The sequence below is a fragment of the Stenotrophomonas maltophilia genome, assembly GCF_047497515.2.
Classification (GTDB): Bacteria; Pseudomonadota; Gammaproteobacteria; order Xanthomonadales; family Xanthomonadaceae; genus Stenotrophomonas.
The window spans coordinates 353,321-369,620 of record NZ_JAXAXL020000003.1; the positions used below are offsets into that span (position 1 = coordinate 353,321).

The following is a 16,300-nucleotide window of genomic DNA, read 5'->3' on the forward strand; positions in this document are numbered from 1 at the left end:
TCTTCGGGTCGCAATCCGTGGAGAGACAATGCCGAAGAAAGGCGTGGAACCGGTACGGCGCGAACAGCTGATCCGGGCCACTTTCCAGACCATCGACGAGATCGGCATGGCCGATGCGACCGTCGCCACCATCGCGAAGAAGGCAGGGCTGTCCAGCGGCATCGTTGCCCACTACTTCGGCGACAAGGACGGCCTGCTCAATGCTGCAATGCGGCAGATCCTGCGTGAGCTGAAGGATGCCGTTGCGCGCTACCGCGCCGACGTCGGCGACGATCCGCGCGACCAGCTGCGCGCCATCGTCGATGGCAACTTCGATGACAGCCAGATCAACGGCACCGCCATGCGCGTCTGGCTCACTTTCTGGGCCGCGAGCATGCACCAGCCGGAACTGGCCCGGCTGCAGCGCGCCAACGACCAGCGCCTGTTCTCCAACCTGTGCCACCAGTTCAACCGCCTGCTGCCCCACCCGCAGGCCCGCCTGGCCGCCCGCGGCCTGGCCGCGATGATCGACGGCCTGTGGCTGCGCGGCAGCCTGGTCGGCGGCCAGTTCAATGCCGAGAAGTCCCGGCGCATCGCTTACGGCTACATCGACTTCCAGTTGCAGGCTGCCGCGCTATAAGCGCTTCAGCACCCGCCCCCTTCCAAGGAGTACGCCCCCATGACCACCCTGCCCGTCCAACAGCTGTACATCCACGGCCAGCGCGTCGATGCCACCAGCGGCAAGACCTTCAAGTCGGTGAACCCGGCCACCGGTGAGGTGATCGCCGAAGTGCAGGTCGCCAGCCAGGCCGACGTCGAGCGCGCCGTGCAGAGCGCGGCCGAAGGCCAGAAGGTGTGGGCCGCGATGACCGCAATGGAGCGTTCGCGCATCCTGCGCCGCGCCGTCGAGATCCTGCGCGAGCGCAATGATGAGCTGGCCCACCTGGAAACCCTGGACACCGGCAAGGCGCTGGCCGAGACCACCACCGTGGACATCGTCACCGGTGCCGACGTGGTCGAGTACTACGCCGGCCTGGCCACGGCCATCGAAGGCATCCAACTGCCGCTGCGCGAATCGAGCTTCTTCTACACCCGCCGCGAACCGCTGGGCGTGGTCGCCGGCATCGGCGCCTGGAACTACCCGATCCAGATCGCCATGTGGAAGTCGGCCCCGGCGCTGGCCGCCGGCAACGCGATGGTGTTCAAGCCGTCCGAAGTGACCCCGCTGACCGCGATCCGGCTGGCCGAGATCTACACCGAAGCCGGCGTGCCGGCTGGCGTGTTCAACGTCGTGCAGGGCCCGGGCCGCGAGATCGGCCAGTGGCTGACCGAGCACCCGGTGATCGAGAAGATCTCCTTCACCGGCGGCGTCGCCACCGGCAAGAAGGTGATGGCCAGTGCCGCCTCCTCGTCGCTGAAGGAAGTGACCATGGAGCTGGGCGGCAAGTCGCCGCTGGTGATCTGCGATGACGCCGACCTCGACCGCGCCGCGGACATCGCGGTGATGGCCAACTTCTTCAGCTCCGGCCAGGTCTGCACCAACGGCACCCGCGTGTTCGTGCCGCGCAGCATGCTGGCCGCGTTCGAAGCCGCCGTTGTCGAGCGCGTCAAGCGCATCCGCATCGGCGACCCGATGGCCGCCGAGACCAACTTCGGCCCGCTGACCAGCTTCCCGCACATGGAAAACGTGCTGCGCTACATCGAAAGCGGCAAGGCTGAAGGCGCCCGCCTGCTGACCGGCGGTGGCCGTGCCACCGAAGGCGCACTGGCCGACGGCGCCTACGTGCTGCCGACCGTGTTCTCCGACTGCCGCGATGACATGACCATCGCCAAGGAAGAGATCTTCGGGCCGGTGATGAGCATCCTCGCCTACGACGACGAAGACGAAGTGGTTCGCCGTGCCAACGACACCACCTTCGGCCTCGCTGCCGGCGTGGTCAGCAAGAACATCAGCCGCGCCCACCGCATCATCCACCGCCTGGAAGCCGGCATCTGCTGGATCAACACCTGGGGTGAATCGCCGGCCGAAATGCCGGTCGGTGGCTACAAGGAATCCGGCGTAGGCCGCGAGAACGGCATCTCCACCCTCGGCCACTACACCCGCATCAAGTCGGTGCAGGTCGAGCTGGGCGACTACGCCAGCGTGTTCTGACCGGCGCGCCCCGAGCGCGCCGCATCGTCCGGCCACCGTGCCGATCCGACATTCCGCCGGGACGCCTGCATGCAGCGCGCCCCGGCCTGCAGGAGACACCCATGAGCACCCATAACGAGTACGACTACATCATCATCGGCGCCGGTTCGGCCGGCAACGTGCTGGCCACCCGCCTCACCGAAGATGCCGATGTCAGCGTGCTGCTGCTGGAAGCCGGTGGCCCGGACTACCGGCTCGACTTCCGCACCCAGATGCCGGCGGCGCTGGCCTTCCCGCTGCAGGGCAAGCGCTACAACTGGGCGTACAAGACCGACCCCGAGCCCTTCATGAACAACCGCCGCATGGACTGCGGCCGCGGCAAGGGCCTGGGCGGCTCGTCGCTGATCAATGGCATGTGCTACATCCGCGGCAACGCGATGGACTACGACAACTGGGCCAGCATGCCGGGCCTGGAAGACTGGACCTACCTGGACTGCCTGCCCTACTTCCGCAAGGCGGAAACCCGCGACATCGGCGCCAATGACTACCACGGTGGCGACGGCCCGCTGCGCGTGACCACGCCGAAGGCCGGCAACAACGAACTGTTCGCGGCGATGGTCGAAGCCGGCGTGCAGGCTGGCTACCCGCGCACCGACGACCTCAACGGCTACCAGCAGGAAGGCTTCGGCCCGATGGACCGCACGGTCACCCCGAAGGGCCGTCGCTCCAGCACCGCCCGCGGCTACCTGGACCTGGCCAAGCCGCGCCCGAACCTGACCATCGTCACCCACGCGCTGACCGACCGCATCCTGTTCTCGGGCAAGCGTGCGGTGGGCGTGCAGTGGCTGCACAACGACCAGCCGCAGCGTGCCACCGCGCGCCGCGAAGTGCTGCTGTGCGGCGGCGCCATCGCCTCGCCGCAGATCCTGCAGCGTTCGGGCGTCGGCCCGGCCGACCTGCTGCGCAGCCTCGACATCGACCTGGTGCACCACCTGCCGGGCGTCGGCGCCAACCTGCAGGACCACCTTGAGATGTACCTGCAGTACGAGTGCAAGAAGCCGGTGTCGCTGGCGCCAGCACTGAAGCTGTACAACCAGCCGGCGATCGGCGCCGAATGGCTGTTCCTGGGTACCGGCATCGGCGCCAGCAACCAGTTCGAGGCCGGCGGCTTCATCCGCAGCGACGCCGAGTTCGACTGGCCGAACCTGCAGTACCACTTCCTGCCGGTGGCGATCAATTACAACGGCTCCAACCCGATCAAGGCGCACAGCTTCCAGATGCACGTGGGCTCGATGCGTTCGCCCAGCCGCGGCCGCATCCACGTGCGTTCGAAGGACCCGCGCGAACATCCGAGCATCCTGTTCAACTACATGTCGCATGACCAGGATTGGCGCGAATTCCGCGCGGCGATCCGCATCACCCGCGAGATCTTCGCGCAGCCGGCACTGGCACCGTACAGCGGCCGCGAGATTTCGCCGGGCAGCGCACTGCAGACCGACGCGCAGATCGATGCGTTCGTGCGCGAGCATGCCGAGACCGCCTACCACCCGTCGTGCTCGAACAAGATGGGCCACGCCGATGATCCGATGGCGGTGGTCGATGGCCAGGGCCGCGTGCATGGCCTGGAAGGCCTGCGCATCGTCGATGCCTCGATCATGCCGCAGGTGGTGACCGGCAACCTCAACGCGCCGACCATCATGATGGCCGAGAAGCTGGCCGACGTGATCCGCGGCCGCACCCCGCTCGCCCGCAGCACCGCGCCGTACTACAAGGCCAACGGCGCACCGGTGCGCAAGCAGGGCTGACGAAGTCGGCCCCCGCGGGCCACGGTAGTGCCGGCCGCTGGCCGGCATTGCCCGACATCCCGATTGCGGCAGATGCCGGCCAGCGGCCGGCACTACCGAGCAAAGAGGCCCTACGGGGCCTCTTCGCGTTTTCCCTACGGCGGGGTATGCTGCAATGACCGGCCATTGTCGATACGCTCAGGCCGGAACCTAATACATCACGATTCCTGGAGGGGGAATATGAGTCTGGATCGTCCCTGGCTGCAGAGCTATCCGAAAGGCGTTCCCGCCGAAATCGACGTCAACGAGTTCCATTCGGTCGCCTCGGTCTTCGACGCTTCCGTCGCGAAGTTCCGCGACCGTCCCGCCTACTCCAGCTTCGGCAAGGTCATCACCTATGGTGAGACCGATGCGCTGGTCACCCAGTTCGCCGCCTACCTGCTGGGCGAGCTCAAGCTCAAGAAGGGTGACCGCGTCGCCCTCATGATGCCCAACTGCCTGCAGTACCCGGTGGCCACCTTCGGCGTGCTGCGCGCCGGCCTCACCGTGGTCAACGTCAACCCGCTGTACACCGCGCGCGAACTCAAGCACCAGCTGGTCGATGCCGGCGTCAGTGCCCTGGTGGTGGTCGACAACTTCGGCGACACCGTGCAGCAGGTCATCGCCGATACGCCGGTCAAGCACGTGATCACCACCGGCCTGGGCGATCTGCTCGGCGCCAAGGGTGCGATCGTCAACTTCGTGCTGAAGTACATCAAGAAGATGGTGCCCAACTACCACGTCAAGGGCGCGGTCCGCTTCAGACAGGCGCTCAAGCTGGGCAGCCGCCACACGCTTCCGAAGGTCGAGATCGATCACGACGACATCGCTTTCCTGCAGTACACCGGCGGCACCACCGGCGTGGCCAAGGGCGCGATGCTGACCAACCGCAACCTGATCGCCAACATGCAGCAGGCGTCGGCGTGGCTGTCCACCTCGGGCATCGAGCCGGGCAAGGAAGTCATCATCACCGCCCTGCCGCTGTACCACATCTTCGCGCTGACCGCGAACGGACTGGTCTTCATGAAGTTCGGTGGCTGCAACCACCTGATCACCAACCCGCGCGACATGAAGGGCTTCGTCAAGGAGCTGAAGGGCACCCGCTTCACCGCCATCACCGGCGTCAACACGCTGTTCAACGGCCTGCTCAACACACCCGGCTTCGACGAGATCGATTTCTCCTCGGTCAAGTTCACCCTGGGCGGCGGCATGGCGGTGCAGCGCGCGGTGGCAGAGCGCTGGAAGAAGACCACCGGCGTCACCCTGGTCGAAGCCTACGGCCTGACCGAAACTTCGCCGGCGGCCTGCATCAATCCGCTCACCCTGCCCGAGTACAACGGCTCGATCGGCCTGCCGATTCCGTCCACCGATGCCTGCATCAAGGACGACAACGGCAACATCCTGCCGCTGGGCGATGTCGGTGAACTGTGCATCAAGGGCCCGCAGGTGATGAAGGGTTACTGGCAGCGCCCGGATGAAACCGAGAAGGCCATCGACGCCGACGGCTGGCTGCACACCGGCGACATGGCGAAGATGGACGAGCACGGCTTCTTCTACATCGTCGACCGCAAGAAGGACATGATCCTGGTGTCCGGCTTCAACGTGTACCCGAACGAAGTCGAGGATGTCATCGCGATGATGCCGGGCGTGCTGGAAGTGGCCGCGGTCGGCGTTCCGGACGAGAAATCCGGCGAAGTGGTCAAGGTCGTGATCGTGAAGAAGGACCCGAACCTGACCGCGGAAATGGTCAAGGAACACGCCCGGGCAAACCTGACCGGTTACAAACACCCCAGAATCGTAGAATTCCGAAAAGAGCTGCCGAAGACCAATGTCGGCAAGATTCTCCGTCGCGAGCTGCGTGATACGCCCGCCCCGTAAGGGTTTCCGGACAGCGGCAATCTCCAGGGGCCCCGCCGGCGACGGCGGGGCCTTTTTGTTGCCGGAACATGGCCGGCACAACGCTTGCGGGCGGTTCACGACGGGTGCATAGAATCAGTCGCCGCCGCACGTTCAGCTCACCCCCTCACTCTTCTCCGTCCGCACAGCGGTTGGCCGGACGGTCACACGGAGAACTCCCATGTCCGCAGTACGCCCCATCATCACCCGCCCGTCCCAGCACCCCACCCTGCGCATCACCGAAGAAGCCGAGCGGGATGTCTACTGGATCCATATGCACGCCAACCTGGCCAACCAGCCGGGCCGGCCCTGCTTCGCCTCGCGCCTGGTCGATGACATCGTCGACTACCAGCGCGAACTGGGCGATCGCCTCAGCGCCTCGCATACCCTGTCACCTCACGTCGTGCTGGCCTCGGACAGCGATGTGTTCAACCTGGGCGGCGATCTTGAACTGTTCTGCCGCCTGATCCGTGAGGGCGATCGTGCCCGCCTGCTCGACTACGCCCAGCGCTGCGTGCGCGGCGTGCATGCCTTCCATGCCGGCCTCGGCGTCCGCGCCCACAGCATCGCGCTGGTCCAGGGCAACGCACTCGGCGGCGGCTTCGAAGCCGCATTGAGCTGCCACACCATCGTCGCCGAGGAAGGCGTGCTGATGGGCCTGCCGGAAGTGTTGTTCGACCTGTTCCCCGGCATGGGCGCCTATTCCTTCCTGTGCCAGCGGATCAGCCCACGCCAGGCCGAGAAGCTCATGCTGGAAGGCAATCTCTACACCGCCCGCCAGCTGAAGGAGATGGGCCTGGTCGACATCGTGGTGCCGGTCGGCGAAGGCGTCGCCGCGGTCGAGCAGGTGATCAAGGACAGCAAGCGCATTCCGCATGCGCGGGCCGCGATGCGCGAGGTCAACGAGATCGCCACCATGGTGCCGCTGCACGAGATGATGCGGATCACCGAGATCTGGGTCGACACCGCCATGCAGCTCGGTGAGAAGTCCCTGCGCACCATGGACCGACTGGTGCGGGCGCAGGCCCGGCGCAATGGCGACCCGGCCTGACAGGCTGGCGGTTCAGGACGGGTTGCGCTCACTGTCATCGCGGTGTGGCGCGCCCGCGCTGCGGGCCGCCAGCGCGTTCCTGCCGTTGCGCAACGCGGTCGTCAGGCTGGCGAGGCGGGTGATCCACTCGCCCTTCAGCTGCCAATCCGCCATGCGCATGATCTCGCCACTGGAGGCAGCAACCTGGACCAGGCCCAGGTTGCTCGCCACGCCACGCAATGCATGGGCGTGCTCGCGGAAGTCCTCCCAGGCCTGGCGCTCACCGCAGGCCTGCAGCTGGCCCATGCTCGCGTCGACGTCCACCAGGCACTGGTCGATGAACTTGCGTTCGAAGCCATCGCCCATGCCCAGCGAGGCGAGCTCATCCAGCACTGCGGTGTCGAGAACGCCATCGCCGACCGGCAGCGCGGGCACCGACTGGATGCCCGCCTCCGGGCGGGTGTTGGCCGCAACATCGGCCAGCACCTCCAGCAGGCGCGTGGCCACCACCGGCTTGGCAAGGAAGGCGCGGGCGCCGGCCTGTTCACAACGCAGGATCGATTCGGGGGTGACATCGGCGCTGAGCACCATCACCGGAACATAGGGCATGCCGCTGGCCTGCATCACCCGCAGCTGCTTGAGCAGGTCCAGGCCGCTCATGCCCGGCATGTGCAGGTCGACGATCGCCGCGTCATAACTGGCCTGCTCAAGAGCATCGAGCACTTCGGCGCCACCGTTGACGCAGGTGACCTTGTGCCCGGCCTTCTCCAGCAGGCGCTGCAGCACCATGCGATTGGCTTCGTGGTCGTCGGCCACCAGTACCCGCAGGCTGCGCACGCGGGCGCGATGGCGCAGGAACGGATTGGAGAAGGCGATGACATTGCCGGCTTCGTTCACCTCCAACGGCGCCGCCGGTGCCGCGGAAGCGTTGGCCACGTCCAGCGTGATCTCGACCCAGAACACGCTGCCGCGCGGACTGTTCGGCGCGTAGCCGACCTGCCCGCCCATCGACTCGACCAGTCCCTTGGCGATGGCCGTGCCCAGGCCGGTGCCTTCGTGGCGCCGTGCCAAGCCGACGTCACCCTGCTCGAACGCATTGAACAGGCGTCCACGCAGGGCCAGCGGCACGCCAATACCACTGTCGACGATCTCGAAGCGCAGCCGGACACGCTCGCTGCCCAGCGCGTCGTGGCTGGAGACGCGCAGGTGCACATACCCGCTGTCGGTGAACTTGACCGCATTGCCCATCAGGTTCAGCAGGATCTGCTGCAGATGGCCGGCGTCACCCAACAGGCGGGGTGGCACGTTGTCGTCCACCTGCACGCGGTAATCCAGCGCTTTGGAACGGGTCTGCGGCGTGAGGATCAGGTTGATCGCCTGCAGGACGTCGGACAGCGCGAACTCATGCCACTCCACGCGAACCTTGCCGGCCTCGATCGCAGAGATGTCCAGTACCTCCTCCACCAGCGCCAACAGGCTGCGGGTGGACGCCTGGATGGTGTTCAGGCACTCGCGCTGCTCGTCGTCCAGGCGGGTGGTCGCCAGCACTTCGGTCATGCCCGCCAGGCCATTCAACGGCGTGCGGAACTCGTGGCTCATGTTGGCCAGGAAGCGGCTCTTGGCTTCGTTGGCCTGGCGTGCCTCGGCTACCGCGCGGGTCAAGGCGTGCAGCAGCGAATCGAAGTACAGCGGAATCGCGCCCAGGCCCAGCAGCAGGCCCCAGCCAAGGTAGTCGTGGCTGCGCCAGTACGGCGACAGCATCACCGTGCACAGGAATGCCAGGAAACCCATGGCGGTGGCTACGCGCAGGTAAGTGCTGCCGTAGCGCATGCCGTTGCCGATCGTCACCCACAGCATCACCGCATACAGCGGCGCGGCCGGCTCACCCTGGATGGTCATGATCCAGGCCATGCAGGTGTAGTCGGTCAGCATGCCGATCACCCGGCGCACGTGCGACACACCCGGATGGACCAGGATCGCCGTCAGCAGCCCGGCGGAGATGGTCAGTTCGAAGGCCAGGATCAGCCAGGTCGTGGTCAGCGCTTCACCGCCGCCACTGAGTGAGCGCCAGCCGAGGTAGCCGATGAACAGCGCGGTGATGACGATGCGGATCAGGTTCTGCGCGTGCTCGCTGTCCTCGCGCCCGGACAGGCGCTGCCTGAAGCGGGCCAGCAGCGAGCGGGAATCGGCGGCAGCGGCGGGCAGGTTATCCATGGTCGGATGTCGCATCCTTCGGCGCAGCAGGGAAGAACAGCACAACGGTACCGCCAGCAGGCCCAACCACAGGGAAAGGGCGAGGCCGGGATTGGCCCGCCAGTACGGCGTCAACAGTACCGTGGCGCCAAAACTGGCCATCGCCAGCACGATGGCGGCAGCCAGGTAACGCGGCCCGAAGCGCAGGCCATTGCCGACCGTCACCCACATCACCACCGCGTAGACCCAGGCCAGCGGTTCGCCCATCTGGATCATGCCGACCGCGATCAGGCCGTAGTCGGCCAGCATCCCGACCACCCGACGCGCATCCGAGCGGCCCGGCTTCCACAGCAGCCAGCCGAACAGCAGCATCGACAGGCCCAGCCCGGCCAGCACCGTCGCCAGCGTGCCCTGGTACTGCTCCAGCCGATGCAGGCGGGCACCCGACAGCAGCACATAGACCAGGATGAGCGAGATCAGCACCACCCGCACGATCGCCTGGCCATGCTCCGAATCCGGACGCTGCGCCAGCCGGCGCTTCACGCGTGCGAACAGGTCCTGCATGTCACGCACCCGGTCGCGTCGATGCCGTCGAGTGCTGGGCGCAGATGTCCATCAACTGCTGGTGACCCCGCATCAGCGCATCCACGCAGCGCGGGTCGAACAGTCGTCCACGCTGGGCGTACAGATACGCCAGTGTGGCGTCCATGGTCCATGCTTCCTTGTACGGACGGGGCGAAATCAGCGCATCGAAGACATCGGCAACGGCCACGATGCGGGCTTCCAGCGGGATGGCCTCGCCCACCAGTCCATCCGGGTAGCCGCTGCCGTCGTAACGCTCGTGATGGCGCAGTGCGATCAACGCGCCAACCTGGATGAAACGGTTCTGGCTGCCGCTGAGCAGCTCATGGCCGATCCGCGGGTGCCGGCGCATGATCGCCAGCTCCTCGTCGTTGAGCTTGCCCTGCTTGAGCAGCACGGCATCGGGAATGGCGATCTTGCCCATGTCGTGCAGCGGCGCCGCCATCTCGATCAGCTTGACGTCCTCCTCGGGCAGGCCCAGCTGTTCGGCGATCAGGCCGGCCACGCGCGCCATGCGCTCCAGGTAGGCGCTGGTGCCGGCATCACGGAACTCGATCGCGCGCGCAAGCCGCGACAGGGTTTCGCGCTCGCGCTCCTCGACCTCATGCATGCTCGCCAGCAGGCGCTGTTCCAGCGACAGCGCGCGTTGCTTGACGTTCTCGGTCTGCTGGCGCAGCTGCAGCAGGTTGTAGCAGCGCGCACGCAGTTCGCGCGGGCGGATCGGCTTGACCAGGAAATCGATGACGCCCGCTTCCAGCGCAGCCTGCCGGATCGGCTCGTCGCCGACCACGGTGATCAGGATCACCGGGATGTCGCGGTGTTTGGGCAGGCGACGGAAACGGCGGGCGAACTCCAGCCCGTCCATCTCCGGCATGCGGTAATCGAGCAGCAGCAGATCGACCGGATGCGCCTCGCACCAGGCCAACGCGGTCAGCGGATCACCGAAGTCATACACGCTCAGTTCCGGCGCGATGTCTTCAATGACATGACGCAGCATCGTCCGCGCGGACGTCTGGTCGTCAACAATGACGATGTTCAACGCGTACTCTGCCTGGTTTCTCGACCATGCTGGATCATCAGCAGGCGAGGATACTCTGCCGCTGCGAACGCTCGCACCCTGCATCGGCCTGACTCCCGTGTCATACGTCCCGGTTCATGATCGTCATCGCATTGTGAAGCGGACTCTCCACAATGCCCCATCCCCCTGGCGCCGATCAAGCCATAACAGACGTCAAGGTAGTGCATTAACGATACGCCGAGTGCGGGACGCGTCAATCGCGCCGTCTCATTTCGCGACGGCGCGCACAAACAGACGTCAGAAACGCGGCTTACTGCTCCGGGCGCATGTACGGGAAGAGCAGCACGTCACGGATCGAGCTGCTGCCGGTCAGCAGCATCACCAGGCGATCAACGCCGATGCCGAGGCCGCCGGTCGGCGCCATGCCGTACTCCAGCGCACGGATGTAGTCGGCGTCGTAGTGCATGGCCTCGTCGTCGCCACCTTCCTTCGCCGCCACCTGGGCCTGGAAGCGCTGGGCCTGGTCTTCCGGGTCGTTCAGCTCGGAGAAGCCGTTGGCCAGCTCCTTGCCGTTGACGAACAGTTCGAAACGATCGGTGTAGCCCGGGTCATTGTCATTGGCACGGGCCAGCGGCGAGACCTCCACCGGATGGTCGGTGATGAAGGTCGGCTGGATCAGGGTGTGCTCGACGGTCGCTTCGAAGATCTCCAGCAGCAGCTTGCCCCAGCCGTAGGACGGCTTGACGCGGATCTTCAAGCGCTCGCAATGGCGCAGCAGCGCATCGCGGTCGGTGCAGTCGGCGGCGGAGATTTCCGGGTTGTGGTGGCGCACAGCCTCGTCCATGCGCCAGCGGCGGAACGCCGGGCCCAGGTCGATCCTGGCACCGTCCCACTCCACTTCAGTGCCACCGTTCACGGCCAGGGCCACATCACGGATCACGCCTTCGGTCAGGTCCATGATCTCGTTGTACGTGGCATACGCCTCGTACAGCTCCATCATGGTGAATTCCGGGTTGTGGCGCGTGCTGACGCCTTCATTGCGGAAGTTGCGGTTGATTTCGTACACGCGCTCCAGGCCACCCACGGTCAGGCGCTTGAGGTACAGCTCCGGCGCCACGCGCAGGTACAGGTCCAGGTCCAGCGCGTTGTGGTGGGTGGTGAACGGCTTGGCCGCTGCGCCGCCGGGGATGTAATGCATCATCGGCGTCTCGACTTCCAGGAAGTCGCGATTGTCCAGCCACGCGCGCATGGCGCGGATGATCTTGGAGCGCTTGATGAAGACCGCGCGCGATTCCGGGGTCACGATCAGGTCGACGTAGCGCTGGCGGTAGCGCTGCTCGACGTCGGCCAGGCCGTGCCACTTGTCCGGCAGCGGGCGCAGCGACTTGGTCAGCAGGCGGATCGACTCGGCCTTGACCGACAGCTCGCCGGTCTTGGTGCGGGTCAGGCCGCCTTCCACCGCGATGATGTCACCCACGTCCCAGCCCTTGAAGGCGGTGTAGGCATCACCGAGCACGGCGCCCTGCAGGAACAGCTGGATGCGGCCGGACTCGTCCTGGATCTGCGCGAAGCTGGCCTTGCCCATGATGCGCTTGGCCATCAGGCGGCCGGCCATTTTCACCTGGCGGCCGTTGCCTTCCAGCGCCTCGGCGGTCCACTGTTCGGCATCGGCGAATTCGGCCTGCAGCTGCCCGGCGAAGTCCTCGCGACGGAAGTCGTTCGGGTACGCGATGCCCTGCCCACGCAGCGCTTTGAGTTTCTCACGGCGCTCGGCGATCAACTTGTTTTCGTCGACGGGGGGGGTATCGGTAGCTTCGCTCATGGATCTGCGGGAATCGTGTAGTGAGGGGGGATGCTGCGCCCGGCACAGCCGGTTGCACAGCATACCAAAAGCACCCTGCCCCGGCCCGGCGAGGGGTCAGATCCCTTTGCGGCGCAAAGGGATCTGACCCCGTTCGGCACCCGCAGCCCCGCCTCAGCCGTTTCCGGGAAACGCCTGGCGCAGCTCGTCCACCAGCACCCGCTCGTTCTCCGAATAGTCGATCGGCACCGACACCAGGTGCACCCCACCCTCATTGAACGCCGCTTCCAGGGTCGGGATGAACTGCTCGATGGCGGTCACCTCGTGGCCCCTGCAGCCATAGGCCTCTGCATACTTGACGAAATCCGGGTTGCTGAAGGTCATGCCGTAGTCGGTGAAACCGTCCACCGCCTGCTTCCAGCGGATCATCCCGTAGGCGCCGTCGTTGAGAATCAGCACCACCAGGTTCAGCCCCAGCCGGCGCGCGGTCTCCAGCTCCTGGCTGTTCATCATGAACCCGCCATCGCCACACACCGCCAGCACCCGCCGCTGCGGGTACAGGATCGATGCCATGATCGCCGACGGCAGGCCCGCGCCCATCGTCGCCAGCGCGTTGTCCAGCAGCAGTGTATTGGCCACCTGGGTACGGTAGTTGCGGGCGAACCAGATCTTGTACATGCCATTGTCCAGCGCCACGATGCCGTCCGGTGGCATCACCTGGCGCACGTCATGCACCAGCCGCTGCGGGGTGAAGCCGGCCTCCTCGGCACGATCGGCCAGATGCTCCAGGATGGTCGCGCGCAGCGGCAGCAGCGCATCGGCATTGGGCACCGCCCCTTCAATGCGGTCGGCCAGCTGGGTCAGCGAACGGCCGATGTCACCGATCACCTCCACCTGCGGGAAGTACACCTGCTCCACCGCCGCCTGCGAGTAACCGATGTGGATCACGGTCGGGCCGCCGGGGCGCATCACGAACGGCGGCTTCTCGGTGACCTCGTGACCGATGGTCACGATCACATCGGCCTGGTCGATCGCCATGTGCACGTAATCGCGCTCGGTCAGCGCCGCGGTGCCCATGTAGAGGCCCGAGCCACCGGCCACCGCACCCTTGCCCATCTGCGTGGTGAAGAACGGAATGCCGGCCCGCAGCACGAACGCCGACAGCGCCTCGCTGGACTGTGGCCGCGACGCCGCCGAAGCGATCATCAGCAAGGGACGCTTGGCATTGCGGATGATCTCCGCCGCACGGACCAGCGCCTCCGGGCTGGCAATGGGGCGATCCACCGCGTGCGGCGGAATCAACGCCACGCCCTCGACCTCGTTGGCCGCGATGTCCTCCGGCAGCTCCAGCAGCACCGGGCCGGGACGCTCTTCCTGGGCAACGCGGAACGCTTCACGGACAATGGTGGGAATGGTGCGCGCCGAGACGATCTGCCGCGCCTGCTTGGTCAGCGGCTTCATCGTGCTGACGATGTCCACGATCTGGAAGCGCGCCTGCTTGCTGGCAACGATGCCCTTCTGACCGGTGATCATGATCACCGGCCACGCGCCCAGCAGCGCATACGCGGCGCCGGTGGTGAAGTTGAGCGCGCCCGGGCCGAGCGTGGCCAGGCACACGCCGGGCTTGCCGGTCAGGCGCCCATAGGTGGCGGCCATGAACACCGCTGCCTGCTCGTGGCGGGTGATGACCAGCTCGATGCTGGAATGCCGGAGTGACTCGACCACGTCGAGGTTTTCCTCGCCGGGGATGCCGAAAATACGCTCGACGCCTTCGTTCTCAAGTGCGGCGACGAGCAGGTCTGAACCCTTGGACATTGGAATGCCGTCCTTTTCGCTGGACTGATGGTGGATCGTTGCAGGAAGGATGAGAGCCGCGCGTCAAGGCTTGTCGAACCACACGGTCTTCGCGTTGACGAACTCGCGGATGCCGAAGTGCGAAAGCTCGCGGCCGAAGCCGCTCTTCTTCACACCACCGATCGGCACGCGCGGGTCGGAGGCCGAGAAGCCGTTGACGAACACGCCGCCGGTCTGCATCCGGCGCGCCAGCTGCATCGCGCGCGCGCGGTCGCCGGTCCACAGGTTGCCGCTGAGGCCGAACTCGCTCTGGTTGGCCAGTTCCACCGCATGGTCGGCATCGCGCGCGCGGCTGATCGACGCCACTGGGCCGAAGGTCTCGGTATCGAAGGCCTGCATGCCCGGCTCCACGCCGGCCAGCACGGTAGGTGCATAGAACGCGCCCGGGCGCTCCAGTTGATGGCCACCGACCAGCAGCTGCGCACCGGCCTCCACCGAGGCGCGCACCTGCGCATCAAGCTGCTCAAGCAGATCCTGGCGCGCCATCGGGCCGATGCGGTTGCCGGGGTCGCGGCCATCGCCAATGGTCAGCGCCTGCACCTTCTGGCAGAACTGCGCCACGAACCGGTCGTAGACTGCGTCTTCGACGATGATGCGCTTGCCGGCGATGCAGACCTGCCCGGTGTTCTGGAAGCGCGAGGCCACCGCCGCATCGACGGCGGCATCCAGATTGGCATCGGCCAGCACGATGAACGGGTCCGAGCCTCCCAGCTCCAGCACCACCTTCTTCAGCGCCTGCCCGGCCTGGGCGGCGATGCTGCGACCGGCCGCCACGCTGCCGGTCAGGGTCACCGCGGCGATACGGTCATCGGCAATCGCGCGGCTGGTGCCCTCGCGGCTGATATTGGCGGCAATGAAGGTGCCTTCCGGCAGCCCGGCATCACGCCAGGCGGCATCCAGCAGCCGCGCGGTACCGACGATGTTCTCGGCCGGCTTCAGCAGGAAGCCGTTGCCGCCCATCAGGATCGGCACCGCCGCACGCATCACCTGCCAGTATGGGAAGTTCCACGGCATGATGCCCAGCACCACGCCCAGCGGCAGGTAGGACACGTAGGCCTTGTCATCGGGCACCTGGGTCGGTTCGTCGCGCAGGAACTGCGCGCCGTGGTCGGCGTACCAGTCGCACAGCACAGCGCATTTCTCGATCTCGGCCAGCGCTTCGGCCTGGACCTTGCCCATCTCGGCGGTGGCCAGCGCGGCCAGCTTTTCACGATCACGGCGCAGTACGGCAGCCATTGCGTGCAGCACGCCGGCCCGCTGTTCGAGGCTGGTTGCGCTCCAGACGGCAAAGCCGGCCTGGCCGCGGTCGAGGATCGCCTCCAGTTCGGCGTCGGTGGCGAAGGGATGGCTGGCGATCTGCTGGCCGGTGGCAGGGTCGCGGGAAATGGCAGTACTGGGGGCAGCGGACATGCAGGTCTCCTGGTGTCTCGACGACGGGCAGTGGCCCGTCTCCTGCACAGGAATGTGGACCCGAATGCCAAAGGCAACAAGGCGTGTGCTTATCCTGTGACCTGCACTTACCTGCCTGAATGGGGTTATCGGCAGGGCTGCGCCCTGCACCCGCAGAGGCAACAGCAACAGCCGAAGCAACAGCAGGCTATCCGTGGGATGGCGGGGTGGGCCCGGTTGCGGGGGCCGCTGCAAGCACGTCCATGTAAGCTCGGTCGCCGCATCCATGCGGCTCACGCCCCCGCAACCGGACCCACCCCGCCTTCGACGGTTTCCTGCTGCTGTTGGTGGGTGCCGACCTTGGTCGGCACGGGGTCGGATCACATCGTGAATATCGATATCTGACAGATGTGTCGACCAAGGTCGACACCTACCAACAACCGCGCGAAATCTGTCTGAGGCGGGGCGGTGTCGGAGTGCGGGGTGTCAGCCGCATGGATGCGGCTGCCAAGCCTTATCTGATCGGAATCTGGCAGCGTAGGTGTCGAGAGCCGGCGTGGGCCGCCGTGTGAGCCTGGATCTCGACGATCGCCATGTAGCTTGG

10 protein-coding genes are annotated in these 16,300 nt (G+C 66.2%); 5 read left to right on the plus strand and 5 right to left on the minus strand.

Translation table 11 applies throughout. From position 1 onward, the window contains the following. The first annotated feature begins 28 nt into the window (after window positions 1-28). From betI to rpfF, 5 genes are all read left to right on the plus strand, one after another. Window positions 29-619, plus strand: coding sequence for a transcriptional regulator BetI (gene betI, locus ACMZPQ_RS08525; RefSeq protein WP_008264954.1), 591 nt, complete (start codon window positions 29-31; stop codon window positions 617-619). Window positions 620-658: 39 nt separating this feature from the next. Then, window positions 659-2,131 carry a betaine-aldehyde dehydrogenase gene (gene betB / locus ACMZPQ_RS08530; protein WP_197584209.1) on the plus strand — a complete coding sequence of 491 codons (1,473 nt, stop codon included), beginning with the start codon at window positions 659-661 and terminating at the stop codon, window positions 2,129-2,131. Between the two features lie 101 nt (window positions 2,132-2,232). Further along, a complete protein-coding gene (gene betA / locus ACMZPQ_RS08535; RefSeq protein WP_006441623.1) occupies window positions 2,233-3,915 on the plus strand; it encodes a choline dehydrogenase in 1,683 nt (560 codons plus the stop codon). A 219-nt stretch (window positions 3,916-4,134) separates the two neighbouring features. Further along, window positions 4,135-5,811, plus strand: coding sequence for a long-chain fatty acid--CoA ligase (locus ACMZPQ_RS08540; protein WP_197583928.1), 1,677 nt, complete (start codon window positions 4,135-4,137; stop codon window positions 5,809-5,811). A gap of 199 nt (window positions 5,812-6,010) precedes the next feature. After that, the gene (gene rpfF, locus ACMZPQ_RS08545; protein ID WP_197583926.1) at window positions 6,011-6,880 is read left to right on the plus strand and encodes a diffusible signal factor synthase RpfF; all 870 of its coding nucleotides are present in this window, start codon (window positions 6,011-6,013) and stop codon (window positions 6,878-6,880) included. A 12-nt stretch (window positions 6,881-6,892) separates the two neighbouring features. On the opposite strand, the gene ACMZPQ_RS08550 is transcribed toward rpfF, so the two are convergent. The 5 genes from ACMZPQ_RS08550 to ACMZPQ_RS08570 form a co-directional block, all read right to left on the minus strand. Then, window positions 6,893-9,073 carry a response regulator gene (locus ACMZPQ_RS08550; protein ID WP_197583929.1) on the minus strand — a complete coding sequence of 727 codons (2,181 nt, stop codon included), beginning with the start codon at window positions 9,071-9,073 and terminating at the stop codon, window positions 6,893-6,895. A 544-nt stretch (window positions 9,074-9,617) separates the two neighbouring features. Continuing rightward, window positions 9,618-10,757, minus strand: coding sequence for a cyclic di-GMP phosphodiesterase response regulator RpfG (gene rpfG, locus ACMZPQ_RS08555; RefSeq protein WP_197583925.1), 1,140 nt, complete (start codon window positions 10,755-10,757; stop codon window positions 9,618-9,620). A 205-nt stretch (window positions 10,758-10,962) separates the two neighbouring features. Then, a complete protein-coding gene (gene lysS / locus ACMZPQ_RS08560) occupies window positions 10,963-12,474 on the minus strand; it encodes a lysine--tRNA ligase (protein WP_197583924.1) in 1,512 nt (503 codons plus the stop codon). A gap of 153 nt (window positions 12,475-12,627) precedes the next feature. After that, window positions 12,628-14,268 (minus strand): acetolactate synthase large subunit, encoded by a 1,641-nt coding sequence (locus ACMZPQ_RS08565; RefSeq protein ID WP_197584399.1) that lies wholly within the window; start codon window positions 14,266-14,268, stop codon window positions 12,628-12,630. A 63-nt stretch (window positions 14,269-14,331) separates the two neighbouring features. Next, complete coding sequence (locus ACMZPQ_RS08570; protein WP_197584397.1) at window positions 14,332-15,717, minus strand: aldehyde dehydrogenase family protein; 1,386 nt, start codon at window positions 15,715-15,717, stop codon at window positions 14,332-14,334. Window positions 15,718-16,300 lie beyond the last annotated feature (583 nt).

Bases quoted from the DNA above. Each gene is read 5' to 3' on its own strand.
- ACMZPQ_RS08550 (WP_197583929.1), bottom strand. From the start codon at position 9,073: ATGGATAACCTGCCCGCCGCTGCCGCCGATTCCCGCTCGCTGCTGGCC.
- betI (WP_008264954.1), top strand. From the start codon at position 29: ATGCCGAAGAAAGGCGTGGAACCGGTACGGCGCGAACAGCTGATCCGG.
- betB (WP_197584209.1), top strand. From the start codon at position 659: ATGACCACCCTGCCCGTCCAACAGCTGTACATCCACGGCCAGCGCGTC.
- ACMZPQ_RS08540 (WP_197583928.1), top strand. From the start codon at position 4,135: ATGAGTCTGGATCGTCCCTGGCTGCAGAGCTATCCGAAAGGCGTTCCC.
- rpfG (WP_197583925.1), bottom strand. From the start codon at position 10,757: ATGCAGGGTGCGAGCGTTCGCAGCGGCAGAGTATCCTCGCCTGCTGAT.
- rpfF (WP_197583926.1), top strand. From the start codon at position 6,011: ATGTCCGCAGTACGCCCCATCATCACCCGCCCGTCCCAGCACCCCACC.
- betA (WP_006441623.1), top strand. From the start codon at position 2,233: ATGAGCACCCATAACGAGTACGACTACATCATCATCGGCGCCGGTTCG.
- lysS (WP_197583924.1), bottom strand. From the start codon at position 12,474: ATGAGCGAAGCTACCGATACCCCCCCCGTCGACGAAAACAAGTTGATC.
- ACMZPQ_RS08570 (WP_197584397.1), bottom strand. From the start codon at position 15,717: ATGTCCGCTGCCCCCAGTACTGCCATTTCCCGCGACCCTGCCACCGGC.
- ACMZPQ_RS08565 (WP_197584399.1), bottom strand. From the start codon at position 14,268: ATGTCCAAGGGTTCAGACCTGCTCGTCGCCGCACTTGAGAACGAAGGC.